Origin of the sequence: Marinomonas phycocola, from assembly GCF_047525455.1 — a bacterium.
Classification (GTDB): Bacteria; Pseudomonadota; Gammaproteobacteria; order Pseudomonadales; family Marinomonadaceae; genus Marinomonas.
This window is the reverse complement of sequence record NZ_JBLIXL010000007.1, coordinates 153,837-169,977: the sequence shown is the minus strand read 5'-3', so window position 1 is coordinate 169,977 and position 16,141 is coordinate 153,837. Positions and strand designations below refer to the sequence as shown.

The window sequence follows — 16,141 nt, the reverse complement described above, 5'->3', positions numbered from 1 at the left end:
GTCAACTGCTGATAATTCATGTTGGTACTGCTTAGTTTTGTGGTGAAAAGAAGTGTACCCACTTCAGCAGTTGGCTTCTTCTACACCTGATTAGCAGTGTCGCACTTATTATCTGAATTTAGGAGCTTGCTTATTAACAACCGTCCTTGAGAGTAATACACAGCGTATCTCAATTTGGGTTTTGTCTGCCAGCATTAAGGTTTCAGTAGTCGCATTTTTGGATCAGCTAACGTTCTTCATCAATTCTGAATGTCTCGTTGATGATACTTTTGGACACTGAGAAAACACCCGAGTCGTACAACGACTGCACACATTCATGTTTAACAGAGCAACTAAATTTGACAATGCGTCATCAATAGTTGGGTAGAAGCTTTCTTCACCTAATTTTTCTAAATAATTATTGGCGGATAACTCGTCTTTTACTGTGTTTTTAAGAGCGCAAAAATGCAGGAATTGACCTTGTTTACGCATTCTTGACGATTCTTGTATTAACATTTCTGCCCCTGCAATGTCGATAAAGTTAATGCCATTACACATAATAAGCAGGTGAGTTTTCTCTGGTAGGTTAGCACTCAAATCGGCAAGGGTCTTTTGAATGTGATCAATCGCCCCAAAGAAAATAGAGCCATCAACCCGCACAATTTTAATTTGAGGGCATTCAGACAAATTGAAACGAGAAATGCTGCGTAGGTCGGTGCCTTGCTCAAGAGACTTAGGCGCCACTTCCATAATGCGAGGGTTGGCAGTGCGTTTTAAATAGAAAATCAGCGATAACAGCATCCCCAGATAGATGGAAAACTCCAACTCTACGACCAAGGTAGACACAAAAGTCACGATCAAAATAGCGGCTTCTTGTTTATTACTTCTGAGTATTTGAGAAATATGATGAGAGTCGATAAGGTTCCATGCAATCAATAAAATGGCTCCAGCCATGGCCGGAAGGGGTAAGTAAGCGGTTACTTTGGGTGCGCCAATCAAAATAATGACTAGAATCAGTGCCGCAATGATCGCCGCCATCGGCGTTTTTGCCCCAGTCTCGTAATTGACCCCAGTACGAGTAAAAGAGCCTGAGCCTGCGTAACAAGAAAAGAAGCTACCAACGATGTTGGATAGACCTTGCCCGATAAATTCTTGATTGCCGTTAATACGTTGCCCTGAACGAATGGCAATGGCTCGCGCAATCGACACAGCTTCCACCAAGCCTAATATGGCAATGGCGATGGCACCAGGAATGATGCTGCTGATGGTACTGCCAGATAAATCCGGTAAGGATAAAATGGGCAAATCGCCAGAGAGAGCACCCACTAATGGCACCTTATGCGCCGCGCCATTAATCAATAAGCAAAAAACGCTGCCTATAATCATACCGAATAACATGGCTGGAATTTTGGGGTTGATGTTCTTAATTATTAACGTGGTGGCAATGGTGACCAAGGCGATGGTGAGTGAATACAGATTGGTAGTAGAAATATTGCTTAATAGAACCTGCCAACTTGCAAAAAATGATGACCCTGACGGTACGCTGATACCAAATGCGTGTTTGATTTGGCTGGTAGCAATCAGGATGGCTGCTCCTGTTGTAAAGCCAATGACCACAGTATGAGAAATGAAATTCACCAAAGTGCCCATACGCGCTAAGCCCATGCCCAGCTGAATAATCCCCGCAAGCAAGGTCAAGGTAAGCACAACGGGAATAAACGCTTCTGTTCCTTGCGGCACTACGCTGCTGACAATGCTTAATACCACTATGGAAATAGCAGCGGTGGGGCCAGAAATTAAATGCAACGAAGAGCCAAATAATCCAGCAATTACTGGCGTGACAATGGCGGTATACAAACCAAATTCAGCGGGTAAACCTGCAATCAGTGCATAAGCTACCCCTTGCGGTAACACAACAATGGCACCCGTTAACCCCGCAAGAAAATCCGCGAAAAGCGATTGCTTGGTCAAGGTTCTCCCCCAGATTAAAAAAGGCATCAAGTTTTGTATTTTATTTGCTAGGCTTTTTGTCGAAGAGTGTGTGTTTCGATTCATCACATTTTCCATTGGGTAGCGTCTTCGTCTTTTTGCACATTCGTTTTAGACATCTATTTTTAGGTAAGAGCCGCAATGTGATGCGATAAGTCGAAGAAAGATCGGTTAATTTTGCATTAGTAGGGGAGTTTAAGGGATACTAAACAGCATGAAAAACAAAATTAATTGGTCATTGCGGCCATAAAAATAGGATGTTGAAATGGACATGATATTGCTAAAAACATTCATTGAAGTGTCTAAAACCCGCAACTTTGGCCAAGCCTCCGTTAACCTATGTGTTTCTTCTTCCACCGTGAGTGCAAGGATCAAGCAACTGGAAGCTATTATGGGGGTATCGTTATTTATTCGCCGACATCATGAAATCAGCTTAACGCCATCGGGCGAAGGATTGGAACGACACGCGCATTTTATTTTAAATGCATGGGATAGGGCCTACGAAGACACCGCCTTAAGTCAACGACAACATAAAAGACTTGTCGTAGCGGGGGTTTCAAGCCTGTGGGACATATTTGTGCAAGACTGGCTCAATGACATTTATACCTCTCATAAGGATTTGAGTTTACGAGCTGAAGAAAGTACGCCATTACGTGTCGTCGAAAAGCTCGAACAAAGCCTGATTGATGTGGGGTTTATGTACGAGCCACCGACAATGAAGGGCTTAGTGGTACATGAAGTTGCCAATGTACCGATGATTTTGGTCGCAGACAGGCAAGGGATTTCGCCAGAGCTGGCTGTGTCAGAAGGCTACATTCGGGTTGAGTGGGGCACCGCCTTTGCCGTGATGCACGAATCCTACTTTCCCCAGCGACCACTTGCCAGAGTACGTGCAAACAGTGGTCGAGTCGCTTTGAATCTTATTCTCAACAGCGGGGGAGCCGCCTATTTGCCCGAAGTCATGGTACAACAAGAAATCGCCACTGGAAAGCTGCACCTCGTCACCGACGCCCCTATCATAGAAATGAACGCTTTTGCTGCTTACAATTCTCAAGGAGAACACAGCCGTTTGATAAAATCCCTGCTCGCTAAGATCTGATTTTTTGTGAGTGGTTGACGGTGGTCAGTTTTTCTGCGAACGCATCGTAAATGCCAGCTTGAACCAACATGCGATTGGCACAGACGCAGGTTTAGCCCGCATTATGGTATTTGGACGCAATAGCACCTTCGACGGTGGCACTCTTCTCGACAATCACATTCATGACTCCTGCTGGAATGCCTGTTTGATGAACCAGCTTGGCTAACGCAAGGGCACAGAAAGGGGGGCGTCCGATGGTTTAATGATAATGGTGCAGCCTGTGGTTAACGCTGGTGCTGTTTTACGGGTAATTGTTGCAATGGGGAAGTTCCACAGCGTGATGGCCGTGACGACACCAACAGGTTGCTTAACCGTTAATAAGTGTTTGTCTTGTGCAAAGGTTGGAATCACATCATCATATAAACGTCGAGCTTCGTCGGCAAATCAGTCTATAAAAGACGCGCCATACAGCACTTCGCCTTTGGATCTGGCAAACGGTTTGCCCTGCTCAAAGGTCATTAGCCTGGCCAAATCCTCTTGGTTATCCAGAATTAATTGATGCCATTTACGCAATAAACGAGTTCTTTCTTTTGGTAACACGTTGCGCCATGTTGTAAGCGCAACTTGAGCCGCGTCAATGGCATTATTGGTTTCTATGGAACCGACGTTGGCCACAGCAATTAAATGCTCACCCGTGGACGGATTGGTTATTGCAAAGGTATCGCCTGAAAGCGCATCAACCCATTGGCCATTGATATAAGACTGATGATGAATCAGCTCAGGGTGTGTAAAGGTACTGAGTAATTGTGCTGATACAGACATTGAATTCTCCAATAATAAGGTGCGATTTTGTTAGAGCCACTGCCTTGGAAACAGGGTGAATAGGTTATGCCCTATCATAGAAGGACTTAAAGGAAAGGCGCAATGAAAAGCGATCAACCTAATGTTTGATGATCACCAAACATTAGGTCTGTGGAAAAACAGCAGCACGGTCAATCGGTCGTTAAGACCACTTAAACAGTCTTACTTCGTTCTCAGGTTTCGGCGCGTCTGGGATGTTAAATGCCAGCACCAATGACGCGACGGCCATGGCGGCACCTGCAAGGAATACGGCGGCAGGGGACACCAGCCATAACAAACCAAACGTAATGGGAATCACGACAGCCGCAATGTGGCTAATGGTAAACGACACACCAGAGGTGGATGCGATGTCCGCTGGGTCGGCGATTTTTTGGAAATAGGTTTTAATGGCAATGGCTAAAGCAAAAAATAAATGATCAACCACATATAAGCCAGCCGCCCATTCGGCTTGTTCAACAAACGCATAACTAACAAAGACGAGAATGAGACCAAGGTATTCAAAGATCAGTGCATTGCGCTCACCGACTATGCCAATGATACGGCCAATTTTCTTTGCAAATAGCCAATTAAAGGCGTAATTAATCAAGAATAATAAGGTAATGTCAGCCGCTGAATAACCAAACTTTTCAACCATTAGAAAACCAGCAAACACCACAAATATTTGCCTTCTTGCACCACTCATAAACACCAGTGCGTAATACAACCAATAGCGTTTTCTTAAAATTAGCTTTTTATTCTGTACGGTTTTGCTTTCAAACTGAGGGAAGGCAAGCCAAATAAACGCCACCAAAGCCAACGCAAGCGAGCCCGCAATGAGATAAATCCACATAAAATCCAATTGCAGTATTTCTAAGGCACACCATAAAAACGCATAGGTAACTAACGAAGCGAGAGCGCCAACTGAAATAAGTTTTCCAAGAATTTCAGGCGCTTCTTCTTTGCTGAGCCACTGCAATGAAAGCGATTGTTTGAGCGTTTCAAAATAGTGAAAGCCAATGGACATCAGTAGGGTTGTGCAGAGCAAACCACCCACGGATGGAAAGAAGCCTGTGATCGCGACACCAAGGGTGAGCATAATCAGCGCAAGCACCATAAAAAATTGTTCTCTAAGAAACAAAAGAACAAACACGGCGGTGAACGCAAGAAAGCCGGGAATCTCTCTGACACTTTGCAATAAACCAATTTCAGCGCCGGTAAAGGCGGCTTTTTCAATTACAAAATTATTCAGTAATGCCTGCCATGTGGCAAATGACATAGGCACAATAATTGAGACCAGCATTAATAACACCGTGGGTGTTTGCCATGATTTCAGTACAGGAGCAGGGATAGAGGTTGTTTTCATTTTAGGTGTGTCCATATGTGTTGATTAATACAACATAGGATAACAAGGTTAAACCTGTCTGACTTTCTATGAAGTGTCATTTTATGTCGTTAAACGGACTTTTTGTTGATTCAGTTAATTGCATCAAGTAATTTACAGAACGATTTCTTATCTTGTGTATAAGTACTAATAGCGGGAGTGCGAATGTGGATATCAGAACAGGCTTAACATTACTTCAGTCTAATATACAAATATCACAAGCGACAGATCGATATGTGGTAGCGCATCAAAGAGATATGCCTCCGGCTCATAGAGGAGTTCGTCACAGCCATGAGTGGTATCAATTGATGTACGCTTCTAGTGGTTTGTTAAATGTCACCTTTGCCGACAAGATGGTTGTTATCCCCCCTCATAAAGCCATTTGGTTGCCCCCAGGTTGTGAACACAGAACCTTTACACCTGTCGGTGCTAAGTTTCGTAGCTTGTATTTTCGTCCTGACCAAGTGAAGGCACTGGGGGAGGAAAGCAAAGTGCTGAATATCTCTCCTCTTATCAGAGAGTTGATTCTAAAGGTGGTGGCACGCTGTGATGTTGATTTGGTGTGGAGTCCTATGGATTTTCGATTATTGACCGTGTTATTGGATCAATTAACCGCGCAAAAAGACAAAGGTCTGACCCTTTCGATACCTCAGGATGATCGCTTGCTTGGATTGGTTGATGAGATTCAAATGAATCCTAGTAATGATTTGAATTTGGACGAATGGGCCGCCCGACTTGGGGTTTCCAGCCGTACAATAAGCCGTATTTTCATGTCTCAAACAGGCATTGGTTTTAAGGAATGGCGACAACGAATGCGATTATTACATTCTTTGATATTGCTGGAAAAAGGTGACGCTGTAACGCAAGTGGCGTTAGACGTGGGTTACAGCTCGCCGTCTGCTTTTACCTATGCATTCCATCAGTTTTTTGAATGCACACCGAAGAACTATTTCTCTTAGGTTAATTGGCCAATAAAAAAGGAGCCAACGAAGAGGCTCCTTTTTTAGGACAACACAGCGTGCCTATTTTATAGCGGTTACACTTTAAATTGATTCAGACTGGAATGCAGATCCATAAGGTTAACGGCAATGCTTTTGTTTGACGACTCTGCTTGTTCTGCGTTTTCGCTGGTCTTTTTGGCAATACTATTGATGTTCTCTAGATCTTTTTGAATAAGATGAGCAACTTCAACTTGTTCTTCAGTGGCTTTTTCTATTTGAATGTTGAAATCGGATATTTCGTTCACGGCACTGGCTGCATCTTCAAATACTTGTGCTGTATGAAGACTTTTTTCCAAACATTCCTCTGTAATGCTTAAGCCTCGGGCCATACTGCCTACGGCGTGATTGGCTTCTTTTTGTAAGGTCTCAACCAACTCTTGGATGCTTACCGTTGAGTCTTGTGTGCGTTGTGCAAGAGAACGTACTTCGTCGGCCACAACTGCAAAGCCTCGACCTGTCTCACCTGCTCGCGCTGCTTCAATCGCTGCATTCAATGCCAATAGGTTGGTTTGCTCTGCAATGCCTTGGATGGTTTCTAATACCATACCAATGTTGTTTGTTTCTTTCATTAAACCATTAATGTCAGTGGATGTGCTTTTCACATCGTCGGCTAAGCGTTTAATAATATCTTGCGTGTCTTCTGCGGATTGGCGGCCTTCTAGTACACGGTTTTTAACTTGTTCTGTAACGCTAGAGGCTTCTGCGGTATTACGCGCGACTTCACCTGTGGTTTGACTCATTTGAGTCATCGCACTGACGACTCGTTCTGTAGCGATGCGCTGGTGTTCAACACTGGCAAGTGTATTTTTAATAGTATTGGTTGCGACTTCAGATGATTGGCCTAATGACGTAGATGAACTGTTGACTGTCGTTATAATGTCTTGAAGTTTCTCCATAAAAGAATCAAGTGCATTAGCAATGTCACCTACTTCGTCTTTCGCTTTGCTGTTTATTCTAAGGGTTAAATCACCACCGCCACTGACTAATTCTTGAATACGTTCGATAAGTAATCCAATTGGTGTAGTAATAGCTCGGCCAATCAGAATGGGAATGAATATGGAGAATGCCAAGGCAATGCCCAACGTTGTCATTATGATTTTAACTGAATGAAGTTCGTCTTCTCTGGCTGTTTCAGCAGAGGCAATCGAAAATGATTGAGCTGTATTTAATAACTCAATTAAATTGTTATCCAACACCTCATATTGATGTTCTAATTCTGGTACATCGCCTATAACATCTAGAATCCCATGCTTCATGATTTTTTCAAGAAAGTGATGCGTTTTTTCTTCAAGAGTAAAGAATTCTTCTTCAATTTTTTTAAAGTTGACAAGAAAATTGTATATTTTTTCTTTGTTGGCTTCTGTATGCAGGTTTTGTGTGGCGTTTTCAATTAAGCGTTCTGTCTTAATTACTTCATCGTGTAACTTCAGCAGTGATTTATCCAGAGCCGTTTCCAACGCAAGCGATTCTTTAGAGTGTCCATGCCCTTTAATCTCATCCAGTAAAGCGTGGGCAATAACGCGTTCAAAACCAATAGCGACTTGCAGTTGGTATTCTGTCACCAAAGTAATGGAGCGAGTTAAAGGAATGTGCTCGGAGGCGATGTCGTCTATTTCACCCCCAATTTGCTCTAACTGAGTAATGCTAAACCAGCCTAGTGATGCAATTAGCATAAACTGTATAAAACCCATGAGAAAGATTTTATGAGATATTTTTAGCATGGAAATCATTGCTGTACTCCGTTAGAACATTTAGCTTTTTGGCTGTGTTCTTAAAGTGTGTGAGAACATTTAAGGCGAAATCTGTGTTTGAGGCGATAAAGTGATCGAGCTCTTGGTCATTTAAGAAGTTGGAAAAATGCCCGTTCTGATAAAGCGCATCTTTACTTAAATTACGAAAACCCATTTTACAAGCATTAACGTTTGTTTCCTTTGCGGTTGTACGACGCAGACAATATACACTCTTATGTCGAATGTCCTTTCTTATACTTGCGAATGAGGTGTCTACAAGCTTATCATCGCCTTCTAATACCTGAATAAACGTGCCTGCGCCATTAGAGAGTAGAGCACTGGAAATGTTATTTCGGGCATTTCTTTGCTGGAAATCTTTGAACATGTGTTTTAGTTTGTCATCAACGTATTTTTTTGATGCGTTACTAATGTATGCAAGAGAGATCATAGGTAAACCTTTTATCGTTTCTATGAATTGATATAAAAAATGATTATTTCAAAAGCTTTAGGTTTTAGTGATTTTATACTGACAGTGAAATATATTTTCCGCCAGTAAAAATATGTTAACGCAAATGCGTTTTTCAGAACGAAGACATTGTAAACAGTAGGTGATTATACTGTCAGAAATTCCCAGAAAAGGTTAGCTTGGTAACTACGAGCTTGGTTACGTAAGCGAATCATAAACACTGGAATCACATTACTGGAAGTAAATTGCTCTACTTCTATTATTGCTAATTCATTATTCGTTAAATGCGCTTCAATAATATGACGCGGCATTCTTGCCCAGCCGAAGCTGTTCAATAACAGCGTTTTTTTCGTGTAAAAATCACTGACATACCACCGTTTACCGATAGGTAATAAGTGCTGGTGTCCATCATTTTCCTTTGATTGATTTGCTGAATTGCTTACGAGAATTTGAGGAATGGCGGAAAGCGCTTGTTGTTTTATTTTTCCCGAGCTTTTCGTGCGAAAGTTGTCAAATTGTTGCAATAAATCAGGGCTGACAACCGTTACCATGTTAATCGACATTACCTGAGTAAATGCATGCCGATCGTCCAAACCGTATCTGGGGCCGATGGCCACATCCGCTTGACCTTTTAATAAGGATGCTTGTACCCCGTGCATGTGATTGGTGGTTATTTCGATGGAAATATCAGGGTTCTGTTGCGTAAAGGATTTAATTTTATGCATACACTCTGATGTCAGTGTCATTTGACTTAGGCAAATGCGTAAGGGGGGAGTGACTCCGTGGGATAGATTTTGCCCCAAGGATTCCAATTGTTGGACTTGAGACATGAGTTTTTTACTTTGTTTAAAAAAAGAGTGACCTGCCGCTGTGAGTGTCGGGCGATAGCTGTCCCTATCAAACAGCAGAATGTTGTATTGCTCTTCTAATGCTTTAACAGACGCACTGATGCTGGGTTGTGCTTTGTTGGTAAGTAATGCGGCGGAGCGAAAACTTCCTGTTTCAACGACAGCGATAAAGGCTCTAACTTGGTCTAGTTTCATAATACGATCGTATTTTATGATTGTTTTGATAGATAAATGATATTATTTATTGTTCATTATTTGCTTTATTCTAATGAAAATCAAACGTCTTTGTGACTGATTTTTTAGTCGCTCTGATATTGAATCGATTAATGCTTAGTTGAAGGTGTATGAATTTTTAATGGATACGACATTTGGCGTTTTATTTCTGGCTGGATTAATTACGGGGTTTTCCAAGTTCTCTGTTGGCGGGATGGGGCTATTGATCGTGCCGATTATTATGATCGCTTTTCCCGGCCCCGAAGCATTAGGTATGTTGTTGCCCTTGTATTTGATTACCGATGTGATGGCGGTCTTCAGTTATCGTTCTAAAGTGGCGTGGTCTGTGGTGTGGCACTTTATTCCCTTGCTTTTACTGGGAATGTTGCTGGGAAGTTATGTACTTGCGACGATTGATCCAAATGATTTTGTGACATGTCTTGGCGTGATTATGATCAGTATGATTGGTCTTAGTTTGTATTTAGATTATCACCCAGCTATGTTTATGCAAAGCAAGAACGCGGCGTATGGGATGGGTTTTTTGAGTGGTTTTATTAGTACTGTATCCAATGCCGCAGGCCCAGTGCTTAGTTTGTTTTTATTAGAACAAAAACTGGATAAGCAAACTTACGTAAGCACTAGAACTTGGATACTCTTTATGGTCAATCTATTGAAAATTCCCTTATTCATTCCACTTGGTTTGCTTACAGAAAGCTCTGTTATTATTAGTCTGCAAGGTGTTCCCGGATTAATCATAGGCGCCTTTATTGGTTATCACTTCTTGAAAAAAGTGAATCCCAATCAATTCAAATGGCTGATTCGAGGTATGGCCTTCGCCGCCGCTGTCAATTTGTTCCTGTTCGCTTAAGTGTTTTGTTCATTGTTGATTTGTAGGATGGCGCTTCGCTCATCCGACCGACTTCATTGATGAGAGTGGTATGTTGAGTCTGTAGATATGAAAAGCCAGAGGCACCTTCCAATATTCTAGGAAGATGGATTGGAATGTAGGGTGTTTTATCGAATGGCGAAAACATTAACAGGTCGTTGTCTTTGCGGTAGTATCGCTTTTTCTATGGAGGATAGCTTCTCTGCCTTTTACTTTTACCATTGTCACCGATGAGTAATATTTTTGTCTGGATGCTGGTATTCATGCACCTTGTGTTGATGGTTTTCCTGAGTGAATACAAAGCAAACTCTATTTTATGAGAGTTTTTGTAGAAGTGTTCTTGGGTCTTTTGGGTAGAAACGATCGGGTACGGTAGGTTGTAATGGAAATTGACGAGTGTTTTTGTAGGGCATTTTCATAAACCCCGAAACGCCCAATCCTTTAATATGAGGAATGGCTTGCACGATTCGCCCTAAGGCCGCTGCAAATGCTTCTTCTTTATTTGGATCGAGTAAGACGTAGTTGCTGTGGATTTTTAGATGCTTTGGCAGTGCTTCAAAAATGATTAGCCCTGTGTGTCGAATGTCGTTCAGCAAGGTAATGTCTTCGATAATTTCGGATGGTAATTGCAGCAATTCATCGGGGTCTTGACCATCTTCAAAATAAGAGTGATGGCGGCTTTTGTCTTCTGCTAATAACGTAGGTGATACTTCAAATGGAATGAACATCCCAACTTCTGGTATGAATGGGTCTTGTTCTTGATCTCGGTTAAGGTGTTGTGTGTTTTTTGCGTTAAACATGCAGCATTTAAAGATGCCGTCTCGATGAATAGCTTGTGCTAACGTGACGACGTTATTGACGGTAGTGGTAAAGGGCGCCTTTAGTGTTGGATCTTGTAATTGTAGGTTAGAATCAATGAAAACATTGCTTTCATCCCAACGTACTGCCATACCGCCAAGTACGGGGTATCGACCTAATCGGCTGATGGCACCAAGGAAGGCCCGCTCTGTGTGCCCCATCCCGTGCATAAAGTTTTTGTAATATTTTTCTAACTCCACATTGTCTACGTCGTTCATTAGATAATGATCTACATTACCTTCTCGTAAAAAGCTTTTTCGAGAGCTGTAAACAACGGTCTCCATGTCTGAAATACCATCGATAGACCAGATAGGAATTCGATTTTTTTCTTCTGGTTCAGGGATGTCTGGCATCACCAACTTTTTCATCTTAGGCATGTTCTTAAAAAGGTAATCGCCCGCTTGTTTTCTTTGTTGATCATTACCTGATAACAAGGTTTGCAAGGTGATGGCGAATTCTTTTGGTAATCCTAATGACGTGGCGGGGATGGCATCGAACCCATAACGGCAGCTTTGTCCCGAAGCCAGGGCGTAGAGCGTGCCTGATACGCCTTGTTCATCAAAACGGGGGGAGCTAAGTTCACCGTTTAATTGCTCGTCTCCAATAAAGTAGACGTCACCTAATTTGGCATTGGTTTGTTGTACATCATCACTGATTAAACCAAATGCGTTGTAGCCAACGGCTTGACCTGCTGCATCAAGTTGAGCGTAGACGCTAGAACCCCAATCGATGAGTTGTACGGTTTCACTTTCTGGATCAAAAACAATATTGGATGGTTTTATGTCCCCATGAACAATGGGGGTGTGCATATTGTCTGTCGTGGCATCACGTAGTGTTTGTAAAATGGCAATCAATTGAGAGGCTATTTTGATGATTAGACGAGGTGACAAACGACCAAACTTTACACTGTAAGCATCCAAATCCATGCCGCGTGCGCGTGACATCATTAAAATAGATTGCCGAGAAATTTTAGTATATTCCCGTACTTTAGGAATGTATTCATGGTGCAATTGGCTTTGCATCCAAGCTTCGTCTTCCAATTTGTCTTGAATGTGTTGTGGTAAATTGATCCGTGAAAATTTAAAAACATAGTCGTTGCCGTCTGAGGCGCGACCACCAAACACAAAGCCATACGCGCCTTTACCGATGTATTCAATATCGAAAAAGCCGAGTAAACTCAGTTGATCTATACAGAGTTGAACCCAATCTTTTATCTTCTGAGCGTCTTCATGGCTCATAAGGTAAATCGATTGATCTTCGTTAATATAGAATTGCTGTAACGTAGGCTGTGTCATTGCGTCTAAAACTTACCTAAGTTGGGTCAGCATAGAGACTGGATTTTCAACGTACGCTTTCCAGCGATTGCAGAAACGAGCCATGGTTGCACCGTCAATAATACGATGATCACCAGACCAACTTACCTGCATTATTTTTCGTGCTTGTACTTCGCCTTTGCTATTAAACCTAGGCACGGTTTGAATACGTCCCATTGCCATAATCGCGACTTCTGGCGGGTTAATAATAGGCGTTGCGACAGTACCGCCAATGACACCGATGTTCGATACGCTGATCGTAGCACCTTTCATCTCGTCTGGTTTCAGTTTTCCATTACGGGCGGCTGTTGCAAGACGATTGACTTGTAATGTCAATTCTAACAAAGATAAGTTTTGGACTTGTTTAATGTTGGGCACTAACAAACCTAATGGCGTGTCGGCTGCCATGCCGATATTAATGTCGTTTAAATACGTGATTTCAGTGCAATCGTCATTAATTCGACTGTTTAATATTGGGAACTCAGGTAAGGTAAGGGCCAATGCTTTCATAATAAAAGGCATCATGCTTAGCTTGGCATCTTTCGCTGCGAATTCAGGTTTTAGCTCTGCACGCAATAACTCTAGATTGGTCACATCAAGCTCTTCTGCGTAGGTGAAATGCGGAATATTGTGTACCGATTCCAGCATTTGCTTCGCCATAATTGCACGAATGCCTTTTATAGGTTCGACTCGATCAAGAGCGGCGCTTTGTATTTCTGGCGAGTTTTTAGTCATGGAGCTTGATGATGTCGTGGTGGTATTTTGATGGGCTTCAATGTCTTCTTTATAAACACGACCATTTTTTCCAGAGCCTTTAACGACAGAAATATTAAGGCCACATTCTCTCGCTAAGCGTCTTACGGCTGGGCTGGCAAGGGCTTTGCCATTGTTTTGCTGCTTATCTTCTGTTTCTGTTTTGATGTTGTGTGTGGCGTTTTCTGACGTTACAGTGTTTACTGTGGGGTGGGCATCGTCTGCGGCAACGGCTTCTGATTCAGTTGGAACTGCTTTGGTGTTACTTTTATCATCTGCGACTTCAATTTGAAAAAGTGGTTGATGCACTTTAGCAATTTCACCTTTTGCATAATACAGCTTGTTGATTCGACCTGTGTGCATGGAAGTAATTTCAACAAGGGCTTTGTCTGTCATTACATCCGCAACAGATTGATCTTCTTGTACCTCCTGCCCTTCTTGAATTTGCCATTCAACAAGCTCGCACTCAATAATGCCTTCACCGATATCGGGTAGAATAAAATCAATTTTCATTTAGTGGTTCCTCATAAAAGTGTATTCATGAACGACGGCTTAAAAGTACTTGTTCAATAAGCCATCGAGGCTTTAATTGCCTCATACGTTTTTAAATGATCTGGCATGTATTCCTTCTCTAAAATGAGAGGGAAAGGGGTATCTAGCCCCGCGACTCGCACAATGGGCGATTCCAGATGGAGGAAACATGTTTCTTGAATAGCAGCAGCGATCTCTGCGCCAAAACCGGATGTTTTGGGTGCTTCATGGTTAATGAGTAAGCGGCCTGTTTTCGTCACAGATTGAGTGACTGTGTCTCTGTCCCATGGCAATAGCGATCTTAGATCGACGATTTCACAGGAAATACCGTCTTTTTCGGCCATGTCTGCTGCCATTTCAATAACTTCTACTTGGGCACCCCAAGCAAGTAAGGTAATGTCTTTACCTTCTTTTACGATGTCGGCTTTGCCTAGCGGTAATTCATAATCCTCATCCGGCACTTCACCGATAGACGATCGGTAGAGCTTTTTCGGCTCAAAGAACAAGACTGGGTTAGGGTCGCGAATGGACGCCAGTAATAAACCTTTGGCGTGCTCTGGATTGCGAGGAACAACCACTTTTAAACCCGGTGTATGGGTAAAATAGGCTTCTGGTGATTGAGAATGGTATAAGCCTCCATTGATGCCACCGCCGTAAGGGGTTCGAACCGTCAAACTGCCCACATTAAATTCATTGCCAGAACGATAACGGAACTTCGCTGCTTCGTTGACGATTTGATCGAAAGCAGGAAATATGTAATCGGCGAATTGGATTTCAGCAATGGCCGTTGTGCCTTGAGCTGCTAAACCATTCGCAAAGCCTAAGATTCCTTGTTCTGTTAATGGCGTATTGAAGCAACGAGTTTTACCATGTTTTTCTTGCAGTTTGTTGGTGGCACGGAATACGCCCCCAAAGTGACCAACGTCTTCGCCAAAGCATAAGGCGTTTTTATCTTTTGTCATGGCAATGTCGAGCGCGTTATTGATTGCCTGTAATAGATTCATTTTACTCATGACCGAACCTCCATGATGATTTTTTGTAGGATTCTGGATAGAGCTTAATGTGTTTTTCTAACTCTGCTTTTTGTTCTTCCAAATTCCAAGGGAGGGTGTCGTATACATCAGTAAACAGATCATCTAAAGATGGAGGAGAAACTCTTTCCCCTTTTTTCATTGCATCGACAACCGTTTGACGGTGTTGCTGCTTTAAGGACTCGTCTTGCTCTTCGCTCCACCAATCTTGGAGTATTAACCAGCGTTTCATACGAGTAACAGGGCACTTCATACGCCAAACATCTTCTTCATCTTTATTGCGATATCCGCTTGGGTCATCAGAGCTAGAGTGAGCGCCTAAGCGATACGTCATGGCTTCAATTAAGACGGGTTGATGCTGCTCAACGGCCAGTTTGCGTGCTTCTTGTGTGGCTTTTAACACCGCTAATACATCGTTACCGTCGACACGAATGGTTTTTAGCCCATAAGCCACGCCACGCGGTGCGATACCGTCACCTGCATATTGTTCTTTGGAGGGGGTAGAAATTGCGTAGCCGTTGTTTCTGCAAAAGAAAATGATTGGTACTTTGTAAACGCCAGCCATATTTAAAGCCGAATGGAAGTCTCCTTCTGAGGCGGCACCCTCACCAAAGTAGCAAATTACACAATTCGGCTTTTCCTGAGCTTTGAGTGCATAAGCGTAACCGGTTGCTTGCGGCAACTGAGTGGCTAAAGGGGAAGACACCGTCATGTAATTCAATGCCTGTGAACCGTAATGAATGGGCATTTGACGGCCTTTGCCCAAATCTCTCTCGTTGGAAAAAATCTGGTTCATAAATTGGTCTGGAGTAAAACCTCGAAAGGCAAGTGAACCTTGCTCTCGATATTGCGCCATGACCATGTCGTCATCCAGCAATGCCGCTGTGCTGCCAATATCGGCGGCTTCTTCACCCGTTTCTGTCATATAAAAACTGATACGACCTTGTCGTTGAGACGCTAGCATTCTTTCATCTAATGCTCGAATGAAGAGAAAGGTATCATAGATTTTGAGAGCTAAGGCTTTGCCTATGTCTGGCAATTCTGCATCAGAGTAGGTATGCCCGTCTTCTTGAAGAATACGTAAGGTAGGAAGCGTTAACGCTGTATCGTCTGCAAATATAGGCCGATGCACGATGGGCGCATCTGTTTTGTGAATATCACTCATAATTGACCTTCTTGTTTTTATTGTTATGTCTACCGATTATGTCGTTAGCATAGTTTAGTACCGTAGGATCACTGTAGTA

General features: G+C 42.7%; 13 protein-coding genes and 1 pseudogene. 3 read left to right on the top strand and 11 right to left on the bottom strand.

The window, feature by feature from the left end; all coding sequences use genetic code 11:
- Positions 1 to 222: 222 nt before the first annotated feature.
- The gene (sulP, locus tag ACMUMJ_RS07740; protein ID WP_414678242.1) at positions 223 to 2,034 is read right to left on the bottom strand and encodes a SulP family inorganic anion transporter; all 1,812 of its coding nucleotides are present in this window, start codon (positions 2,032 to 2,034) and stop codon (positions 223 to 225) included.
- A 199-nt stretch (positions 2,035 to 2,233) separates the two neighbouring features.
- Between sulP and ACMUMJ_RS07735 the strand changes: the two genes are divergently transcribed.
- A complete protein-coding gene (locus ACMUMJ_RS07735; RefSeq protein WP_414678241.1) occupies positions 2,234 to 3,067 on the top strand; it encodes a LysR substrate-binding domain-containing protein in 834 nt (277 codons plus the stop codon).
- Between the two features lie 91 nt (positions 3,068 to 3,158).
- Here ACMUMJ_RS07735 and ACMUMJ_RS07730 read toward each other — a convergent pair whose 3' ends face one another.
- The 3 genes and pseudogenes from ACMUMJ_RS07730 to ACMUMJ_RS07720 all read right to left on the bottom strand — a co-directional run bounded on the left by ACMUMJ_RS07730 (position 3,159) and on the right by ACMUMJ_RS07720 (position 5,249).
- On the bottom strand, positions 3,159 to 3,245 hold the full coding sequence (locus tag ACMUMJ_RS07730) for a hypothetical protein (protein WP_414678245.1): 87 nt from the start codon (positions 3,243 to 3,245) through the stop codon (positions 3,159 to 3,161).
- 23 nt (positions 3,246 to 3,268) lie between these two features.
- Positions 3,269 to 3,868: pseudogene (locus ACMUMJ_RS07725) on the bottom strand (aldehyde dehydrogenase family protein).
- Positions 3,869 to 4,049: 181 nt separating this feature from the next.
- Positions 4,050 to 5,249, bottom strand: coding sequence for an MFS transporter (locus ACMUMJ_RS07720; protein WP_414678240.1), 1,200 nt, complete (start codon positions 5,247 to 5,249; stop codon positions 4,050 to 4,052).
- 185 nt (positions 5,250 to 5,434) lie between these two features.
- On the opposite strand from ACMUMJ_RS07720, the gene ACMUMJ_RS07715 reads away from it, so the two are divergent.
- The gene (locus ACMUMJ_RS07715) at positions 5,435 to 6,226 is read left to right on the top strand and encodes an AraC family transcriptional regulator (protein WP_414678239.1); all 792 of its coding nucleotides are present in this window, start codon (positions 5,435 to 5,437) and stop codon (positions 6,224 to 6,226) included.
- Between the two features lie 77 nt (positions 6,227 to 6,303).
- On the opposite strand, the gene ACMUMJ_RS07710 is transcribed toward ACMUMJ_RS07715, so the two are convergent.
- The 3 genes from ACMUMJ_RS07710 to ACMUMJ_RS07700 form a co-directional block, all read right to left on the bottom strand.
- Entirely contained in the window at positions 6,304 to 7,941 is a 1,638-nt protein-coding gene (locus ACMUMJ_RS07710; RefSeq protein WP_414678238.1) for a methyl-accepting chemotaxis protein, read from the bottom strand.
- A 28-nt stretch (positions 7,942 to 7,969) separates the two neighbouring features.
- A complete protein-coding gene (locus ACMUMJ_RS07705; RefSeq protein WP_414678237.1) occupies positions 7,970 to 8,446 on the bottom strand; it encodes a BLUF domain-containing protein in 477 nt (158 codons plus the stop codon).
- A gap of 164 nt (positions 8,447 to 8,610) precedes the next feature.
- Entirely contained in the window at positions 8,611 to 9,507 is an 897-nt protein-coding gene (locus ACMUMJ_RS07700) for a LysR family transcriptional regulator (RefSeq protein ID WP_414678236.1), read from the bottom strand.
- Positions 9,508 to 9,667: 160 nt separating this feature from the next.
- On the opposite strand from ACMUMJ_RS07700, the gene ACMUMJ_RS07695 reads away from it, so the two are divergent.
- Positions 9,668 to 10,393 carry a sulfite exporter TauE/SafE family protein gene (locus ACMUMJ_RS07695; RefSeq protein ID WP_414678235.1) on the top strand — a complete coding sequence of 242 codons (726 nt, stop codon included), beginning with the start codon at positions 9,668 to 9,670 and terminating at the stop codon, positions 10,391 to 10,393.
- A 332-nt stretch (positions 10,394 to 10,725) separates the two neighbouring features.
- Here ACMUMJ_RS07695 and ACMUMJ_RS07690 read toward each other — a convergent pair whose 3' ends face one another.
- From ACMUMJ_RS07690 to ACMUMJ_RS07675, 4 genes are read right to left on the bottom strand one after another with little or no spacing between them, the layout of a single operon-like run.
- Complete coding sequence (locus tag ACMUMJ_RS07690; RefSeq protein ID WP_414678234.1) at positions 10,726 to 12,564, bottom strand: protein kinase domain-containing protein; 1,839 nt, start codon at positions 12,562 to 12,564, stop codon at positions 10,726 to 10,728.
- Positions 12,565 to 12,576: 12 nt separating this feature from the next.
- Positions 12,577 to 13,848 carry a 2-oxo acid dehydrogenase subunit E2 gene (locus tag ACMUMJ_RS07685; protein WP_414678233.1) on the bottom strand — a complete coding sequence of 424 codons (1,272 nt, stop codon included), beginning with the start codon at positions 13,846 to 13,848 and terminating at the stop codon, positions 12,577 to 12,579.
- Positions 13,849 to 13,901: 53 nt separating this feature from the next.
- On the bottom strand, positions 13,902 to 14,879 hold the full coding sequence (locus ACMUMJ_RS07680) for an alpha-ketoacid dehydrogenase subunit beta (RefSeq protein WP_414678232.1): 978 nt from the start codon (positions 14,877 to 14,879) through the stop codon (positions 13,902 to 13,904).
- Positions 14,872 to 16,062: a thiamine pyrophosphate-dependent dehydrogenase E1 component subunit alpha gene (locus ACMUMJ_RS07675; RefSeq protein ID WP_414678231.1), complete on the bottom strand. Its 1,191-nt coding sequence runs from the start codon at positions 16,060 to 16,062 to the stop codon at positions 14,872 to 14,874. Before ACMUMJ_RS07675 ends, ACMUMJ_RS07680 begins: the two co-directional genes overlap by 8 nt.
- Positions 16,063 to 16,141: the final 79 nt, after the last annotated feature.